The following is a 15,728-nucleotide window of genomic DNA, read 5'->3' on the forward strand; positions in this document are numbered from 1 at the left end:
GGGAATCCCGAGCCAATCGCAGGCCTAGAATCCAGACCAATGCTGATAGCCGTGGGTACCGCCGAACTCTCCCTGCCGACCGGAGGGGGCTCTCTGACCCGCCGGCTCACCACCACCCTGCGCGAGGCGGTGCAGACCGGCCGGCTGCCCGCCGGATCGCCCCTGCCACCCAGCCGGGCGCTCGCCGGGGAGATCGGCTGCTCGCGCTGGGTCGTGACCGAGGCCTACGGGCAGCTCGTCGCCGAGGGCTACCTGATCGCCACCACCGGATCGGCCACCCGGGTGCGCGGTACCGCGACACCGGCCGTGATGTCGTCCGGGTACCAGCTCCCGCCGCCTCCCCGGCCCCGTTTCGACCTGGCTCCGGGACTGCCCGACCTGGCCTCCTTCCCCCGGTCGCGCTGGGCCGAGGCCTACCGGCGGGCCGTGCTCGACCTCCCGACCGATCTGCTGGCCGGTCGCGCCCTGGTCGCCACGACCGCCGCCCGCACCACCCTCACCGACTTCCTGCGCCGCACCCGGCAGGTACAGGAAGACCCCACCCAGCTGAGCCTCACCACCGGTTCCACCGCCGTGATGGGCTGGCTGACGGCCCTGCTCAGGCGCCTCGGCCACACCCGGATCGCCGTCGAGGACCCCTCCTGGCCCGGTCTGCGGGGCGTGGCCCGGCGCGGTGGACTGGAACCGGTCCCGGTCCGTGTCGACGAGCAGGGCCTCGTGGTCGGGGACCTGCGGGGCGTGCGACTGGTCCTCGTCACCCCGGCCCACCAGTTCCCCTCCGGTGTGGCCCTTTCGGCGGCCCGACGGCTGGAACTCATCGACTGGGCGCAGCGCGTCGACGGTCTGGTGATCGAAGACGACTACGACGCCGACTTCCGCTACGACGCCAACCCGGTCGCCAGCCTCCAGGGCCTGGCCCCGGACCGGGTGATCCTGCTCGGGTCGCTGTCGAAGGCGCTGTCCCCCGCCATCGAACTGGGCTGGCTGATCATGCCGCAGCCCCTGATCATGGCTCTGCTCGGCCTGGATCTGGACCGGATCATCAGCCCGTCGCCCCTGACCGTCGAGGCGCTCGCCGTGATGATCGAACACGGCTGGTACGAACAGCACCTACGCACGCAGCGCCTGCGCTACCGGCGCCGCCGCGAGCAGCTCGTCACCGCCCTCGGCCGGCACCTTCCCGAGGCAGCGACGACCGGTCTGGCCGCCGGTCTGCACCTACCGCTGCGGCTCCCTCCCGGCACCGCCGCACGCGACATTGTGCGCCGGGGCGCCCGCCTCGATCTGGGTCTGGTGAGCGCAGAGCGCTACCGCATCCGGCCCGGCGGTGATCCCTCTCTGGTACTGGGATTCGGAAACCTTCGGGACAGCCGGGTGGACGAGGCCGCCCGGCGTCTGGCTCAGGCGGTCCGGGGTATGGACTGACGAGGCTGACCAGGCTGACCAGGCCGGCCGGCCACCTCGGCCACCCTCTCGGTCAGGCAGGCCCGGAAATCCAGGTCGTCGCGCAGGTCCGGACCGAACACCTGGTCCAGTCCCAGCAGCGACTCCACCAGGTCGGCGGGACGGGCCACGGCCTCGCGCAGAGCCTGCGCGTGCGGGTCGTTCAGCGGCAGAACACCTTCCTCGCAAGCCTTCTCGACATAGACCATCCAGGCCGCGACGCCGATCACCGCGCCCTGCGGCATCCGGCCCGCGGCGCGCGCATCGCGGATCGTCCCCAGCAGCCGGGGGCCGAGTTTCAGGCTCCCGTCCATCGCGACCTGCGTGGTCAGATGCGGCAGCGCGGGATTGGTGAACCGCTCCAGCACCGTGCGTCCGTAGTCGAGCACCTCCAGCCCGTCGGCCGCCAGGGTGGGGGCCACGTCCTGCTCGATCAGCCGCCACGCCGCCCGCGCCAGATCGTCGTCGGAGGCCGCCTGCGCGATCGTGCGGTAGCCCTTCAGGGCACCGAGATAGGCCAACAGTGAATGGCTCCCGTTCAGCACCCGGAGTTTTCGGCGCTCATAGGGGGCGACGTCGGCCACCAGCTCGGCGCCGGCCTTCTCCCAGGCCGGGCGCCCGGCGGCGAAGTCGTCCTGGATCACCCACTGCCGGAACGGTTCCGCGACCACCAGCCCGGCATCCTGCGCGCCCAGCCGCTGCCCGGCCTCGGCCCGGTCGGCGTCCGTGGTCGCCGGAACGATCCGGTCGACCATCGAGCAGGGATAACGGACGTTGTGCTCCACCCAGTCGGCCAGGTCACCGGAAACGTTCTCGCGCAACAGGTCACGCAGCACTTCACCGTTGCCGTTGAGATTGTCGCACGACAGTACGGTGAGCGGTCCGGCGTCTCGCTGCGAGCGCGCGCGCAGGCCTGCCGTCAACCGGTCGACGGCGCCGCCGGGACCGGTCCGATAACCCTTCTCGGTGATCGTCAGGGTCACCACGCGCACGGCCGGATCTGCGAGACGGCCGATCAGTCGTTCAGTTTCGGTGTGCCCGTCGACGACGTCGCGAATCTGGCCGATGACGTCGAGCCGCGTCCGGGCGGGCCCGCGCTCCAGCACCGAGTACAGGCCTTCCTGCGGGCGCAACTGATCCACCACGGTCGCCGACCGCTGGGTGGCGCCGCAGATACCCCACTCGCCCGCCCCGTCCACCATCTGGGTGTAGACGGCCTGGTGAGCGCGGTGGAAGGCACCGATCCCCAGGTGCACGATCCCTACCGGGGCCTGCGGCCCGAACGGACGCCGCGGTGTGCCCGCCGGGGCCGTTTCCGGCGAAAGTCGTTTCACAGCACCGCTCCGATCTGCCAGGGCACGATCTCGTCCTGGCCCGCCCCGAGTTCCTCGCTGCGGGTGGGTTCCCCGGAGGCCACCGCGATCATCCGGTCGTAGATGCGCCGTCCCACCTCGGCGACGTCGGTGCCCTTCTCCACGATGTCCGAGCAGTCGATGTCGATGTCGTCGGCCATGGTGCGGGCCAGGTGCGCGTTGGTGGCGAGCTTCAGCGTCGGGGCCGGGCGGCTGCCGAGCACCGAGCCCCGACCGGTGGTGAAGCACAGCACGTTCGCTCCCCCGGCGATCATGCCGGTGACCGAGACCGGGTCGTAGCCGGGGGTGTCCATGAACACCAGGCCCGGGCGCGGCACCTGCTCGCCGTACCCGACGACGGCCGACAGCGGGCTGTGCCCGGCCTTGGCCACCGCGCCGAGCGACTTCTCCAGGATCGTGGTGATGCCCCCCGCCTTGTTGCCCGGCGAGGGGTTGCCGTCCAGCGTCGTGCCGAGCGAGGCGGTGTACTCACGCCACCACTCGATGCGCCCGCGCAGGTCGCCGGACACCTCCTGGGTCACCGCGCGGCGCATGAGCAGCATCTCCGCCCCGTAGATCTCGGGTGTCTCCCCGAGGATGCTCGTGCCGCCGGCGGCCACCAGCAGGTCGCTGGCCACGCCGAGCGCCGGGTTCGCGGTCAGCCCCGACCAGCCGTCCGAACCGCCGCACTGCAGGCCCAGCACCAGGTGCTCGACCCCGGCCTCGCGCCGTTCCGCGAGCGCCAGCGCGCCGGCCATCTCCCGCACCACACCGACACCCTGGGCGACCGCCGCCTGGGTGCCCCCGGCGTCCTGAATCGTGAAGGAGACCAGGGGAACTTCCGGGGAGAGGTCGAGATCGGCCAGCACGCCCGTCATCTCGTTGATCTCGCAGCCCAGGCCGACCACCACCAGCCCGCCGATGTTGGCGTGGCGCGCGTACCCGGTCAGGGTGCGGCGCAGGATGTCCCAGCCCGGACCGCTGTTCGCCATCCCGCAGCCGGTGCCGTGGGTCAGGGCGACCACCCCGTCCACCCGCCCGCCGGTCAGTTCACGCACGTCGTCGTCGGTGCGGCGGGCGATCGCCTTCGCCACCCCGGCCGAGCAGTTCACCGTGGTCAGCACCGCGATGCTGTTGCGGGTGCCGACCCGGCCGTCGGCCCGGTGATAGCCGGCGAAAGTACGGCGCAGCCCGGCCGGCAGATCCGGCAGCGTGCCCTGGCCGATCACACCCGCCCGGGCGGCGCCGCCGTCGACGAAGACCAGGTTGCCGGTGTGCAGGTGCGAGCCGGCCGGCACGGCGCGTGTGGTCACGCCGATCACCTGGCCGTACTTGTGCACCTCGGCCCCGGAGGGCAGGTCGCGCAGGGTGGTCTTGTGGCCGGCCGGGATCGGCTCGAACGCGGCCAGGTCAGGGCCCAGCCGGTCGCCCGGCGCCACGTCCTGGCGCACGATCGCCACGTCGTCGTCGGGGGCCAGTCGCAGCAGGAGGCTCATGTCGGTGTCCCATCGTCGGGTCGGGGTGCCCCGGTCGAGCCACGCACCTGGAGGGTGGTCGGTACCCGTTGCTGACGGGCGCGCGGCGCCGGGTCGGCCAGCTGGGCCAGGAGCAGGTCGACGGCCGCCCGGCCGGCCTCGCCCAGCGGCATGCCCACGGTGGTGAGCGAGGGGCGGATCATGCCGGCCATCGGGATGTCGTCGAAACCGGTGACGCTGAGCCGGCCGGGCACCGGCACCGACCGCTCGGCCAGGGCCTGGCACAGGCCGATCGCGACCAGGTCGTTGTAGGCGATCACGGCGGTCACCGGCGCCGCCAGGACACCGTCGGCGCAGGCCTGACCGCCCTCGTAGGTGGGTGGGACCGGACCGAGTTCGTGCAGCTCGACGCTCTCCTGGAGGCAGCCCACGCGCACACCCCGCAGGCGCTGTGCCCCGGACCAGCTACCGGCCGGGCCGCCGATGAAACCGATGCTGCGGTGGCCGAGCCCGGCCAGGTGGGTGACCAGGCGGATGGCGCCGTCCACGTCGGCGAAGGTGACCGACGAGGCCTTGGGCAGCGCCCGGTTCACCAGCACGGTCGGAACCAGGCCGATCGCCTCGCGCAGCGCGCCCGGGCGCATCCGGGGCGAGCACAGCAGCATGCCGTCGACCTGCTTGGCCAGCTGACGCACCAGCTCCGGCTCGGCCGCGGCGTTCTCGTCGGTGTCGACGACGAACAGCTGGTAGTCGGACTCCAGGGCGCGGGCCTGGATGCCCTTGACCAGGCCGGGGAAGAACGGGTTGGCCAGGTCGGGCACCAGCAGGCCGAGATTGCCCGTGCGCCCGGTGATCAGACCGCGGGCGGCACGATTGGGCCGGTAGCCGAGCTGGTCGGCCAGGGCCAGCACCCGCCGGCGGGTGTTCTCGTCCACCTTGCCCGGAACGGTCAGGGCCCGGGAGACCGTCGACGCCGAGACCCCGGCCGCCCTGGCCACGTCGCGGATCGTCACCGCCATCGGACACCTCCTGCTCGATCCGGCCCTGATCCGGCCTCGATCCGGCATGGATCCGGTATCGGTCCAGCCCCGATCATGCCTCAGCCCCGCTCAAGCTGCAATCGTTTGCACGACCGGCGGCAGATAACCGGCCGATTCCGGAAACAACTCTTGACATCGGTCTTTCAGATGCAATCGTTGGCGGATGGCGACGACGCTGACCCTGCATCCCGACCGTGCTCTCCCCGCCGACCCGACCGTCCGGGACCTGGCCCGCACCATCTACGCGCAGACCGCGTCCCTGCCCCTGGTCGGCATGCACGGGCATGTCGAGGCGCAGGCCCTGGCCGACGACGCACCGTTCGGCGACCCGGCCTCCCTGCTGGTCACGCCCGACCACTACGTCACCCGCATGCTGTACTCGCAGGGGGTGGCGCCGCACCGGCTCGGCGTGGGTGGGCCGCCGGCCGCACCTCGTGACATCTGGCGCACGTTCTGCGAGCACTGGCACCTGTTCCGCGGCACCCCGTCGCGGTACTGGCTGGAGCACGAGCTGGTCGAGGTCTTCGGCGTCACCACCGTGCCCTCGGCCCGGACCGCCGACACCCTGTACGACCAGATCTCGGCGGTGCTGGACGATCCCGCCTTCCGCCCCCGGGCGCTGCTCGACCGCTTCAACATCGAGCTGATCGCCACCACCGATCCCGCCACCTCCCCGCTGGAGCACCACACGAAGCTGGCCGCCGACGGCTTCGGCGAGCGTGTCGTCCCCACGTTCCGCCCCGATGCCGTCACCCACCCGGCCCGATCGTCCTGGGCGGCCGACGTGGCCGAGCTGGGCCGGGTCAGCGGGGTCGACACCGGTGACTACCCCGGCTACCTGGAAGCCCTGCGCCGGCGCCGGGCCGCGTTCGTCGAGGCGGGTGCCCTGGCCACCGACCACGGGCACCTCAGCGCCGACACCACCCCGCTGAGCGCGGACGAGGCAGCGCGCATCTACCGGGACGCGCTGAAGGGACCGACCGCCGGGGCCGACGCCTTCTCCGGGCACATGCTGCACGTGATGGCCGGGATGTCGGCGCAGGACGGGCTGGTGATGCAGCTGCACCCGGGGGTGCTGCGCGACCACCACAGCGCCTCGGCCGCCGCGTACGGGCCCGACCGGGGCTGGGACATCCCGGTGGGCACCGAGTTCACCCGCTCGCTGCGCCCCCTGCTGGAAGATTTCGGCATGCACCCGGGGTTGCGGCTGATCCTCTTCACGGTCGACGAGACCAGTTACAGCCGCGAGCTCGCCCCCCTGGCCGGCGTCTACCCGAGCGTCCGGCTGGGCGCCCCCTGGTGGTTCCTCGACAGCCCGCACGCCATGCGCCGTTTCCGCGAGGCCGCGACCGAGACCGCGGGGTTCTACAACACCTCCGGGTTCGTCGACGACACCCGCGCCTACGCCTCGATCCCGGCCCGGCACGACCTGTCCCGGCGGGTCGATGCCGGTTACCTGGCCACGCTGGTGGCCGAGCACCGGCTCTCGCAGGAGGAGGCCGCGCAGACCGCGGTCGATCTGGCCTACCACCTGCCGAAGCTCGCCTACGCCCGCCGGCCCGCCTGAAACCACCGGAAGAAGCCCCGTGTCTGTCGACCAGAACCCCACCGCGCCGCGACCGCCGTCCAGCCGCAGCACCACGGCCTCGGCGAGCGTGATCCCGGACTTCGACCCGGTGCCGCCCGGGCGCCCACGCCGTCGGTACGCGGTCGTGGGCACCGGCCACCGCGCCGGTCTGTACATCGAGGCGCTGCGCGGCGAGCACGCCGACGTCGGCGAGATCGTGGCCTGGTGCGACCCGAACCCCGGCCGCATCGATTACTACGACGAGCAGGCCGGGCTGCCCCGCTATCCGCCCGGCCGGCTCGAGGCGATGGTCACGCAATGCCGGGTCGACGTCGTCATCGTCACCACCCCCGACCTGCACCACGCCGAGATGGTCGACCGGGCCCTGCGGGCGGGGGCGGACGCGGTGGTCGAGAAACCGCTGACGACCGATGCGCCGGGGTGCCGTCGCATCACCCAGGCGGTGCGCGACACCGGCCGGGACGTCGTGATGACGTTCAACTACCGCTACGCGCCGCGGAATTCGAGCCTGCGCGAGGTGATCGCCGCCGGGATCGTCGGTGAGGTGACCAGCGTCCACTTCGAATGGGCCCTCGACACCGTGCACGGCGCGGACTACTTCCGCCGCTGGCACCGTGACAAGGCCAACTCCGGCGGCTTGCTCGTGCACAAGTCCAGTCACCACTTCGACCTGGTCAACTGGTGGCTGGACGACGTCCCGGAACGGGTTTTCGCCCTGGGCGGCCTGCGGTTCTACGGTGACAAGGCAGCCGCTCAGCGAGGGCTGGGCGATCGGCCGGACCGCGGCACCGGCACGCCGGGCGACCCGTTCTCGCTCGACCTGCGCGACGACCCCCGGCTGAAGGCGCTGTACCTGGACGCCGAGCGCCACGACGGCTACCGGCGCGACCTCGATCCGTTCGCCCCCGGGGTGAGCATCGAGGACAATCTGTCGCTGCTCGTCGAGTACGCCGGTGGCGCCACCCTGACGTACTCCCTCAACGCCCACTCCCCCTGGGAGGGCTACCGGGTGACCGTGAACGGCACCGCCGGCCGGGCCGAGCTCGAGGTGGTCGAGCGGAGTTTCGTCGAGCTGGACGTGAACGGCCGGGTGGTGCTGGATCCCTCGGCCACGCCCGGGGCCACGGACGACGACGGGCTGCGGCCGCAGCGAGACCGCCTGGTGGTGCAGCGTCACTGGGAACGGCCGCAGGAGTATGACATTCCCGACGGGATCGGCGGGCACGGCGGCGGCGACGCGATCCTGCTCAAAGATGTCTTCCGTCGTGACCTGCGCCGGGGTACCGACCCACTGGCCCGCGCCGCCGGCTACCTCGACGGGGTCCGGGCCGTGGCCGTCGGCATCGCCGCCAACCGGTCCCTGCAGACCCGGCTGCCCGTCGACGTGACCGACCTGGAGCTCGGGGTGGAGCTCGCTTGAATCTGGACCTGGTACACGTGCCCACCGGGGAGCCCGGCCCGCGACCGGCCTTTCTGGTGCTGCCCGGGGGCGCCTACGGTCATCACGGCCCGCACGAGGGCGAACCGGTCGCCGCCTGGCTGGCCGGGATCGGCGTGCATGCCTTCGTGCTGCGGTACCGGGTGGCACCCCATCGCCACCCGGCGCCCCTGGACGACGCGACGCAGGCCCTGGCCCGGATCCGCCGGGAGGGACCGGCACTGGGTGTCGATCCCGGACGGGTGGGCGTGCTCGGTTTCAGCGCCGGCGGGCACCTGGCCGCGACGCTGGCCAACCAGAGTGACCCGCCCGACCTGAGTGTGCTCGCCTATCCGGTGATCTCGCTCGCGCACGAGCACCACGAGGGGTCGGTGCAGAACCTGCTGGGCGAGGGTGTCACCGCCGAACAGCGCCGGGAACACTCCGCCGACCAGCAGGTCTCGGTCCGCACTCCGCCCGCCTTCGTCTGGCACACGGCCGACGACGCGACGGTGCCGCTGAGCAACTCCCTGCGCTACGTCGCTGCGCTCACCGCCGTGGGTGTCCCCGTCGAACTGCACGTCTTTCCCAGCGGCCCGCACGGTCTGGGTCTGGCCGGGGACCGGCCGCACGTGGCCCGCTGGACCCGGTGGTGCCAGGAGTGGCTGCGCACCCACGGCTGGGTGGACCAGGAGCGGCCCTAGGCGAAACCGCCGACGTAGACGCCCTGGTCCCTGAGGTCGGCGAGTCCGGACAGGTTCGCCGGGTCGTTGCCCTCCAGGTCCAGTCCTTGCAGGGCGGGCAGGCGGGTCAGCGGGGTCAGGTCGCGCACCGGGTTCCCGCCGAGCCAGAGTTCGTCGATGCCCTTCAGGCCGGCCAGCCCGGACGCGGTGCGGATCCGGTTCCCGGAGATGTTCAGCATGTGCAGGTAGGGCAGCCCGGACAGGGGTTTCACGTCGCTGACCCGGTTGTCCCGCAGCGTCAGGCGGTACAGGCCGCTCATCCCGGCCAGGGGGTCGAGCGCGGTGATCCGGTTACGGCTCAGGTCGACCTCGGTCACGGCGGTCAGGCCCGTCAGAGGGGTCAGATCGGTGATCCGGTTACCGGACAGGCCCAGATCGGTGAGCCCTTTCAGCCCGGCGAGCGGGGTCAGGTCGGCGATCCGGTTGTTGGACAGACCCAGATTGCTCAGGCCGGTCAGCCCGGCCAGCGGGGTCAGATCACGCACGCGGTTGTTGGTCAGCGTCAGACTCCTCAGCGACGGCACGTACTCCAGGGAGGCCAGGTCGCTGATCTCGTTGGTGCGCAGGTCCAGCGAGCTGAGCTGCGGCAGGTGCTCGATGCCCTCCAGCCTCCGGATCCGGCCGGCGGTGTTGCGGTCACCGTTGCAGTCGAGGTCGAAGAGGTTCTCCAGGTCGTGTTCCGTGGTCGGGTCGTCCGCGTGCGACAGGCCGAGGCCCGTCGCCACACAACCGGCCAGGGCCGGGTCCTCGAACAGGTCCGTCACGATCACCCGTTCGCCGAACCGGTGGTAGGCCCAGACGCCGGCCCCGGCCACCAGGGCCAGGCTGATACCGGTGGACGCCAGACGCACCCCGAGCGACCGGCTCACCGGGTCGTCCGGTGCCCGGGTGGCCGGCGCCTGGGGTCCTCGCCGCACCGCAACGGCCACGAACAGCAGCGTCGCGCATCCCTCCAGCGCGGCCGCGGCCACCAGGTCCTTCTCGATCGCACCGCCGTAGTAGTGCAGGCTCCGGGCCGAATATCCCAGCAGGGCCAGGGCGAACGTCCCGGAGGAGAACGCGGTGACGACGACGGCCGCGACACCGATCACCCGTTCACCCGTGCTCTGGGCGGCACCGGCCAGCAACAACGCGAACCCGATGAGGACGACCCAGACCGGAGCCTTCAGCCCGGCGGCGTTCGTGACCTCCTGGTCGAGCGGGAAGTCGTACTGCAGCACACTCAGCACGTCCCAGCGCCAGGACAGGTACACGCCACCCGCGAACACGGCCAGTCCGACCGGGACAGCCGCCCGACCCCAGGCGTCCTGCGCCCGGCCGTCCGCCGCCCGGACCGCGGCGACGAGCGCCGGCGCGCAGCCGAAGGCCGCCATCACCACGATCATGACCAGGAAGAACTCCTGGAGGTGCCACAGGTACAGCGCCGTCAGCACCGAGGCCACGGCCGTCAGTGCCGCCGTGCTCGGCAGGCCGGACCATGACCGGAAAGGACCGAAGGACCGGATGTTCGACATGAGCGGCAGTCTGGCGCGCCGGCCGGGGGCGCCTGCCGCATAGGTGTGGAGATCCTGTGAAGATCTCCACACCCCCGAGAACGTCAGTCGACCTCGACCGGCAGTTCGTAGATCTGCGTGGTGGGGTGACCTGACCGCTCGTGGACCCGGGCCACCGCCTCCTTCGAGGGCCCGGTGGACAGGCAGAAGACTTTTCCCGACTCCGGGTCCAGCCAGGCCTTCTCGAAGTGCACTCCCTCGGCCCCCTCGTTCTCCAGGTCCCGCCGGTGCGCCTCCTCGAGCTGTACCTGGGTGACACCGACGAACCCGTCGTGCACGTCCATGAACTTCGCCATTGCTCTTCTCCAGATGTGATCCGATGTGATCGGAGGTGCTGTGGCTCCAGGTTGCGCCGGTCCCCTCGTGCGGTTCATCGGTCGGGTGACCTATCCGGGCACGCTGCCCTTTCGGGACGTCCCTTTCGGGCTGGCCCATCATCTGACGCAGGACGCGGCGACGGAGGTAGGGGGTGCGGTGGCAGGCGTGGTGACGTCTCCGGTTCTGGTGGGGCGGGACGAGTTCCTCGCCCTGACCGGACGACGACTCGTGCAAGCCGCCTCCGGCAGTGGCGAGCTGCTGCTGGTCGCCGGGGAGGCCGGGATCGGCAAGACCCGTTTCCTCGGGGCCGTGGCCCGCCAGGCCCGCTCCCTGGGGTTCACCGTGTCGACGGGGGCCGCGTTCCCCGGTGACAGTGCCTCGTCCGCCGGGCTGCTCCTGGATCTGGCCGCCGATCTCGGGGAACCGACCGGCCTGGGGCGGCGGCTGGCCGATCGGCTGGCCGCGATCACCGACGACCCGGCCCGGTCCGGCGACGCCCATCACCGGCGCCGGATGCTGGTGCAGGACCTGGTCGGCCTGCTGCTGGCGCTGCGGGAGGGTGGCCCCCGGCTGATCGTGCTGGAAGACCTGCACTGGGCCGATGCCGTCAGCCTCGACGTGATCGGCCGGCTCGCTCCCCGACTGTCCTCCGGATCCCTGTTGATCGCGGCGGCCTACCGGAGCGACGAGCTCTACCCGAGCCGGCCCCTGCGCGAACTGCGGGCCCGCCTGGTCGTACAGCGCCTGGCCGAGGAGATCCGGCTGCCCCGTCTGAGTCTGCCGGAGGTCTCGGTCCTGACCGGCGCGGTGCTGGGCGGGCCGGTGCCCGGGCAGACCGTGCAGGCCCTGCACACCCGCAGCGACGGTATTCCGCTGCACGTGGAGGAACTGCTCGCCGCGGCCACCACTGCCGGCCCTCCGATGTATGAGCTGCACGAGGTACAGGAGGTCGCCGTACCCGACACGCTCGCCGAAGCCGTCCTGAGCCGGGTCCGGCACCTGGCGCCGGTCACCCGCGAGGTGGTGCGGGCGGCGGCGGTCATCGGCCGCTCGTTCGACTTCGACCTGCTGGCCCTGATCACCGGCCTTCCCGACGACGAGGTGGCCGCCGCGCTGCGCGAATTACGCGAGGCGTACCTGGTGCTGCCGGGCCCGGACGCCACCACGTTCGACTTCCGGCACGCCCTGATCCGCGACGCGCTCTACGCCGACACCGACCTGCCCGTGCGGCGCCGGCTGCACGAACAGGCGGCGCGGGCGGCGGCGGGCCGCGGCTATCGGGGTGCGGTGGTGTCAGCACATTTCGAGCACGCGGGACAGGCGGCCCCGGCCCACGCCCACGCCCTGGCCGCGGCCCGGGAGGCAACCGCCCTGTCCGCGCACCGCGAGGCTCTGGAGCTGTACCGCCGCGCCGCCCGTAACGCCCCCGACGACCTCGATGTCACCGCCCGGGTCGCCCTGTTGTCCGCCCTCGGCGCCGAGGCCGCGGCCGTGGACGAGAACGCCGAGGCAGCGGCCGCCTACACCTCCGCACACGCCCTGGCCCTCGAGTCCGGCGACGTGCGCACGGCGGCCGCCCTGGTGCCGGGAATGGTCGCGGTCGGGCACCTGCTCGGGGAACCGTTGCGCGAGCGTGTCTCCCGACTGCGCGCCGCCACGGATCTGCTCGACCGGGCCGGGATCGAGGCCACGACCGAGAGACGCGCCCTGCGATCGGCCACCGCAGCCGCCTTCATGCTGGACCGGCGTCTGGACGAGGCGATCGACGAGGGCCGGGGCAGCGCGGGCTCCGGCCCTGACACCGGCTCTGACTCCAGCATTGACGCTGGCCCTGACTCCGATGACGATGTGGCGCTGAACACCAGCATCACGCTCGGCTCGGTGCTGGTGTTCGCCGGGCGCCCGGCGGAGGGTTGGTCGCTGCTCGAGAAAGGCGTCCGGCAGGCCCGATCTGCCCGCCGGGAGGCCGAGGCGGCCCGGGGCTACCGGATGCTGGCCACCACGGCGTCGGTGGTGGTCGAGTACGACCGCGCCGACCACTGGCTCGCCGAGGGCGTCACCTACGCGGGCACCGTCGATCTGTGGAACCACCGGCACTATCTCGCCGCGCACCAGGGTCACGTCGGCTGGGCCACCGGCGACTGGGCCCGGGCCGAGGCGACGGCCCGCCAGGCACTGGCCGACGGCCGGGGTGGCATCACCACCCGGATCACGGCCCAGTACGTGCTCGGGTACCTGGCCTTCGGCCGTGGCGAGGCCGGCACCGCCGATGCCCTGTTGCGCGAGGCTCTGGAGGCCGGGCGGGACATGGCCGAACTGCAGCGCTTCTCACCGCCGCTGTGGGGGCTGGCCGAGGCAGCCCGCTGCCGGGGGGACCACGATCAGGCCGCGCGCCTGTGCGAGGAGGGTTTTCATGCCTCGGCCGAGGTAACCGACGCCGCTTATCTCTTCCCGTTCCTGCTCACCGGGGTCCGGGCCCATCTGGCCACCGGCGACCTCGATGCGGCCGGCGATTTCGCCGCCCGGACCGGCGCGGTGCTGCGGTCGCGATCGATCCCCGGCACACTACCGGCCCTCGTTCACGCCGAAGGCCTCCTCCTGGCGGCACAGGCTACACAGACCACACAGACCGCCCGGGCTGATCTGGCCGGTGCGCGGGCCCGGCTCGAAAAGGCCGTGCACGCCTGGTCGGATCGCCGACGGTTCTGGGAATCCTGCTGGGGCAAATTGGATCTCGCCGATGTCTGCTTCCGGATGCGCCGTCGGGCCGAGGCGAACCGGTACCTGGACGAGGTCCGCGCCCAGGCCGGTGCAGCGGGGGCCACGGTGCTGCTGACGGCGGCCGGCCGCCTGACCCCAGTCACCTCCCGAACTCCCTGGCACCCCCTGACCGCCAGGGAGTTCGAGGTGGCCCGGCTGATCGCGGACGGGCTCACCAACCGGCAGATCGCCGAGCACCTGGTACTCGCCCCGAAGACCGTCTCGGCCCACGTCGAGCACATCCTGGCCAAGCTGGGAGCCGCCCGTCGCACCGAGATTGCCTCCTGGACGGCCGGAGTCAATCCCCGTCCCCGTTCGTGACCAGGCCGGCCCGGGAAGGCCCGGCCTGGTACAACCTGGCCTAGCCCGGCCTGGTCACGAACGAGGCGACCGAATCCGTGACCTACGGAGCCAGTCCGGTGGCCACCACCCAGCTCACGTCGTCCGGCCACAGCGACGCGGCGTCGAAGGTGTGCACCCCGCCGTTGCTCGCCAGATAGACGTTGTAGTTGTAGTGGCGGATGTCGCGCGTGCGGTAGTTGAACGACCGGAACGTGGTGCCCTGGCCGTTCTTACCGGTCTGCTGGCAGAACGTCGCGTCCTGGGCGAAGAGCGCGCTGCCGTTGTTGGCAGCCAGACCCAGCTGGAAGTCCGAGTGCCGCAGATAGCTTCCCGCCGTGTCCCTGGACTCGAACGAGACGCACTCGCTGTTGGCCAGACCGGCCCGCACGGTCCAGGTGGCCTGACCCCGCGCGGCGGCGGCGCTGGAAGAACTCACCTGGGCGAGCGACACCGAGGCGCCTGCGTGCGAGAGGTAGCGGTCGGTGGCGCCGGAGGTGGTGGCCCGCAGCGATACTGCCGATCCGACCGTGGGTTTCGGGCCGCTGGTGATTGCCGTGGTGGCGTAGCCGGCGGCCGCGATGTTGGCCTGCACCGCGTTCTCGGTCGCAGCCGTCGGATAACCCGTCGTCATCACCCCCTCGTAGAAGGTGCCCTGGGCCGAGACGCTGTTGTCACCGCCGATCCCGAGGATGATCGCGCCCTCCTTGTGCATCGGGTTGTACCCGGCCGCGGTGGGCCGGGCGCCCTCGTAATAGGTGGACAGGGCGCCGGACTGGGCGTTGCCGCCCCGGATCGCCCACTGGTTCGCCTTGCCCTTGACCACGGCCGTGACGAACCGGTGGGTGATGGTCGGGTCGCCGGCGTTGTTGCCCGCCGACTGGCCGGAGAACAGGCCGTTCTCGAGGTCGGCCATGATCCAGGGGCCGCTGCCGGCACCGGAACCCCAGCCGGTGCTGTTGCCGAAGTAGATGGCCTCCATGTGCCCGTTGCCGGTGTCCAGGCTGTTGGTCTCGGCATTGCCGTAGTCGAAGCAGCAGCCACCGTTGTAGTGGGTGCCGTCGATCACCGCGTACATGCCTTCGGCCGCATCACCGGTGGCGATACCGCTGGTGCTGTTGTTCCGGTAGCCCGTGCCCGGTGACACGAAGACGCCGTAGGCCTTCTGGCCCCCGACGGTCACCGGGGCCGCGTCGGCCCCGGCCAGGTTGTCGTACCCGTTGACGTCGGGGCCCTGGAACCCGCCCGGAGGCGCCTGGGTGAGGTGGTTACCGCGTCCGGACTGGTCGTAGATCTTCGTGATCAGGCAGGTGGTGCCCGCACAGAAGGTGTCTTGAGAGGCGGCGTTCGCCACCCCGCCCGCGGCCAGCGGGGAGATGTCGCGAGTGGTGCCGTCGGAGGCCCGTTTCACCTGGTAGAGAGCACCGTTGTAGGCGCCGTAGAGAGCCCGGGTGGTGCTGTGCGCGGCGACGCAGGCGGTGCCGCCCGAGGCATAGAGGTCACACGGGCCGGTGCCGGCGGCCTGGGCCCCCGTCGTGGGCAGGGCCAGACCGGCCAGGGCCAGCAGGGCGGCGGAGGCCAGCAGGAGGGCAGGCCTCAAGACTGAGCGTGTTCGCATGGGTATCCATTCCTGTGCGGCGTTGCAGGGGAAGGACTGTGTGCGCACACAGGCAACCCGGCCCGGTCAGGGGTGGGCGGCC

General features: G+C 71.9%; 11 protein-coding genes. 5 read left to right on the forward strand and 6 right to left on the reverse strand.

From position 1 onward, the window contains the following. Positions 1–39: 39 nt before the first annotated feature. Positions 40–1,425 carry a MocR-like pyridoxine biosynthesis transcription factor PdxR gene (gene pdxR / locus QSK05_RS29155; protein ID WP_285600576.1) on the forward strand — a complete coding sequence of 462 codons (1,386 nt, stop codon included), beginning with the start codon at positions 40–42 and terminating at the stop codon, positions 1,423–1,425. Here the strand turns inward: pdxR and QSK05_RS29160 are convergent. The 3 genes from QSK05_RS29160 to QSK05_RS29170 are packed head-to-tail and all read right to left on the reverse strand — an operon-like array spanning position 1,401 to position 5,289. Next, entirely contained in the window at positions 1,401–2,777 is a 1,377-nt protein-coding gene (locus tag QSK05_RS29160; RefSeq protein WP_285600577.1) for a mannitol dehydrogenase family protein, read from the reverse strand. The two genes, pdxR and QSK05_RS29160, sit on opposite strands and share 25 nt — an antisense overlap. After that, positions 2,774–4,291 carry a UxaA family hydrolase gene (locus QSK05_RS29165; RefSeq protein WP_285600578.1) on the reverse strand — a complete coding sequence of 506 codons (1,518 nt, stop codon included), beginning with the start codon at positions 4,289–4,291 and terminating at the stop codon, positions 2,774–2,776. Before QSK05_RS29165 ends, QSK05_RS29160 begins: the two co-directional genes overlap by 4 nt. After that, entirely contained in the window at positions 4,288–5,289 is a 1,002-nt protein-coding gene (locus QSK05_RS29170) for a LacI family DNA-binding transcriptional regulator (protein WP_285600579.1), read from the reverse strand. The genes QSK05_RS29165 and QSK05_RS29170 overlap by 4 nt, the downstream gene beginning before the upstream one ends. Before the next feature lie 184 nt (positions 5,290–5,473). On the opposite strand from QSK05_RS29170, the gene uxaC reads away from it, so the two are divergent. The 3 genes from uxaC to QSK05_RS29185 are packed head-to-tail and all read left to right on the forward strand — an operon-like array spanning position 5,474 to position 9,019. Next, positions 5,474–6,877 (forward strand): glucuronate isomerase, encoded by a 1,404-nt coding sequence (uxaC, locus tag QSK05_RS29175; RefSeq protein WP_285600580.1) that lies wholly within the window; start codon positions 5,474–5,476, stop codon positions 6,875–6,877. A gap of 19 nt (positions 6,878–6,896) precedes the next feature. Further along, positions 6,897–8,318: a Gfo/Idh/MocA family protein gene (locus QSK05_RS29180; RefSeq protein WP_285600581.1), complete on the forward strand. Its 1,422-nt coding sequence runs from the start codon at positions 6,897–6,899 to the stop codon at positions 8,316–8,318. Further along, complete coding sequence (locus tag QSK05_RS29185) at positions 8,315–9,019, forward strand: alpha/beta hydrolase (RefSeq protein ID WP_285600582.1); 705 nt, start codon at positions 8,315–8,317, stop codon at positions 9,017–9,019. The genes QSK05_RS29180 and QSK05_RS29185 overlap by 4 nt, the downstream gene beginning before the upstream one ends. On the opposite strand, the gene QSK05_RS29190 is transcribed toward QSK05_RS29185, so the two are convergent. Both QSK05_RS29190 and QSK05_RS29195 read right to left on the reverse strand, forming a co-directional pair. Beyond that, the gene (locus tag QSK05_RS29190) at positions 9,016–10,572 is read right to left on the reverse strand and encodes a leucine-rich repeat domain-containing protein (protein ID WP_285600583.1); all 1,557 of its coding nucleotides are present in this window, start codon (positions 10,570–10,572) and stop codon (positions 9,016–9,018) included. The two genes, QSK05_RS29185 and QSK05_RS29190, sit on opposite strands and share 4 nt — an antisense overlap. 83 nt (positions 10,573–10,655) lie before the next feature. Continuing rightward, the gene (locus QSK05_RS29195; protein WP_285600584.1) at positions 10,656–10,907 is read right to left on the reverse strand and encodes an SCO4226 family nickel-binding protein; all 252 of its coding nucleotides are present in this window, start codon (positions 10,905–10,907) and stop codon (positions 10,656–10,658) included. A 67-nt stretch (positions 10,908–10,974) separates the two neighbouring features. Here QSK05_RS29195 and QSK05_RS29200 point away from each other — a divergent pair, with 67 nt between their 5' ends. After that, entirely contained in the window at positions 10,975–14,010 is a 3,036-nt protein-coding gene (locus QSK05_RS29200) for an ATP-binding protein (RefSeq protein WP_285600585.1), read from the forward strand. Positions 14,011–14,092: 82 nt separating this feature from the next. Here QSK05_RS29200 and QSK05_RS29205 read toward each other — a convergent pair whose 3' ends face one another. Beyond that, entirely contained in the window at positions 14,093–15,646 is a 1,554-nt protein-coding gene (locus QSK05_RS29205) for an alpha-L-arabinofuranosidase B (RefSeq protein WP_285600586.1), read from the reverse strand. Positions 15,647–15,728: the final 82 nt, after the last annotated feature.

Origin of the sequence: Kineosporia sp. NBRC 101731, assembly GCF_030269305.1 — a bacterium.
In the GTDB taxonomy this organism is placed as follows: Bacteria; Actinomycetota; Actinomycetes; order Actinomycetales; family Kineosporiaceae; genus Kineosporia.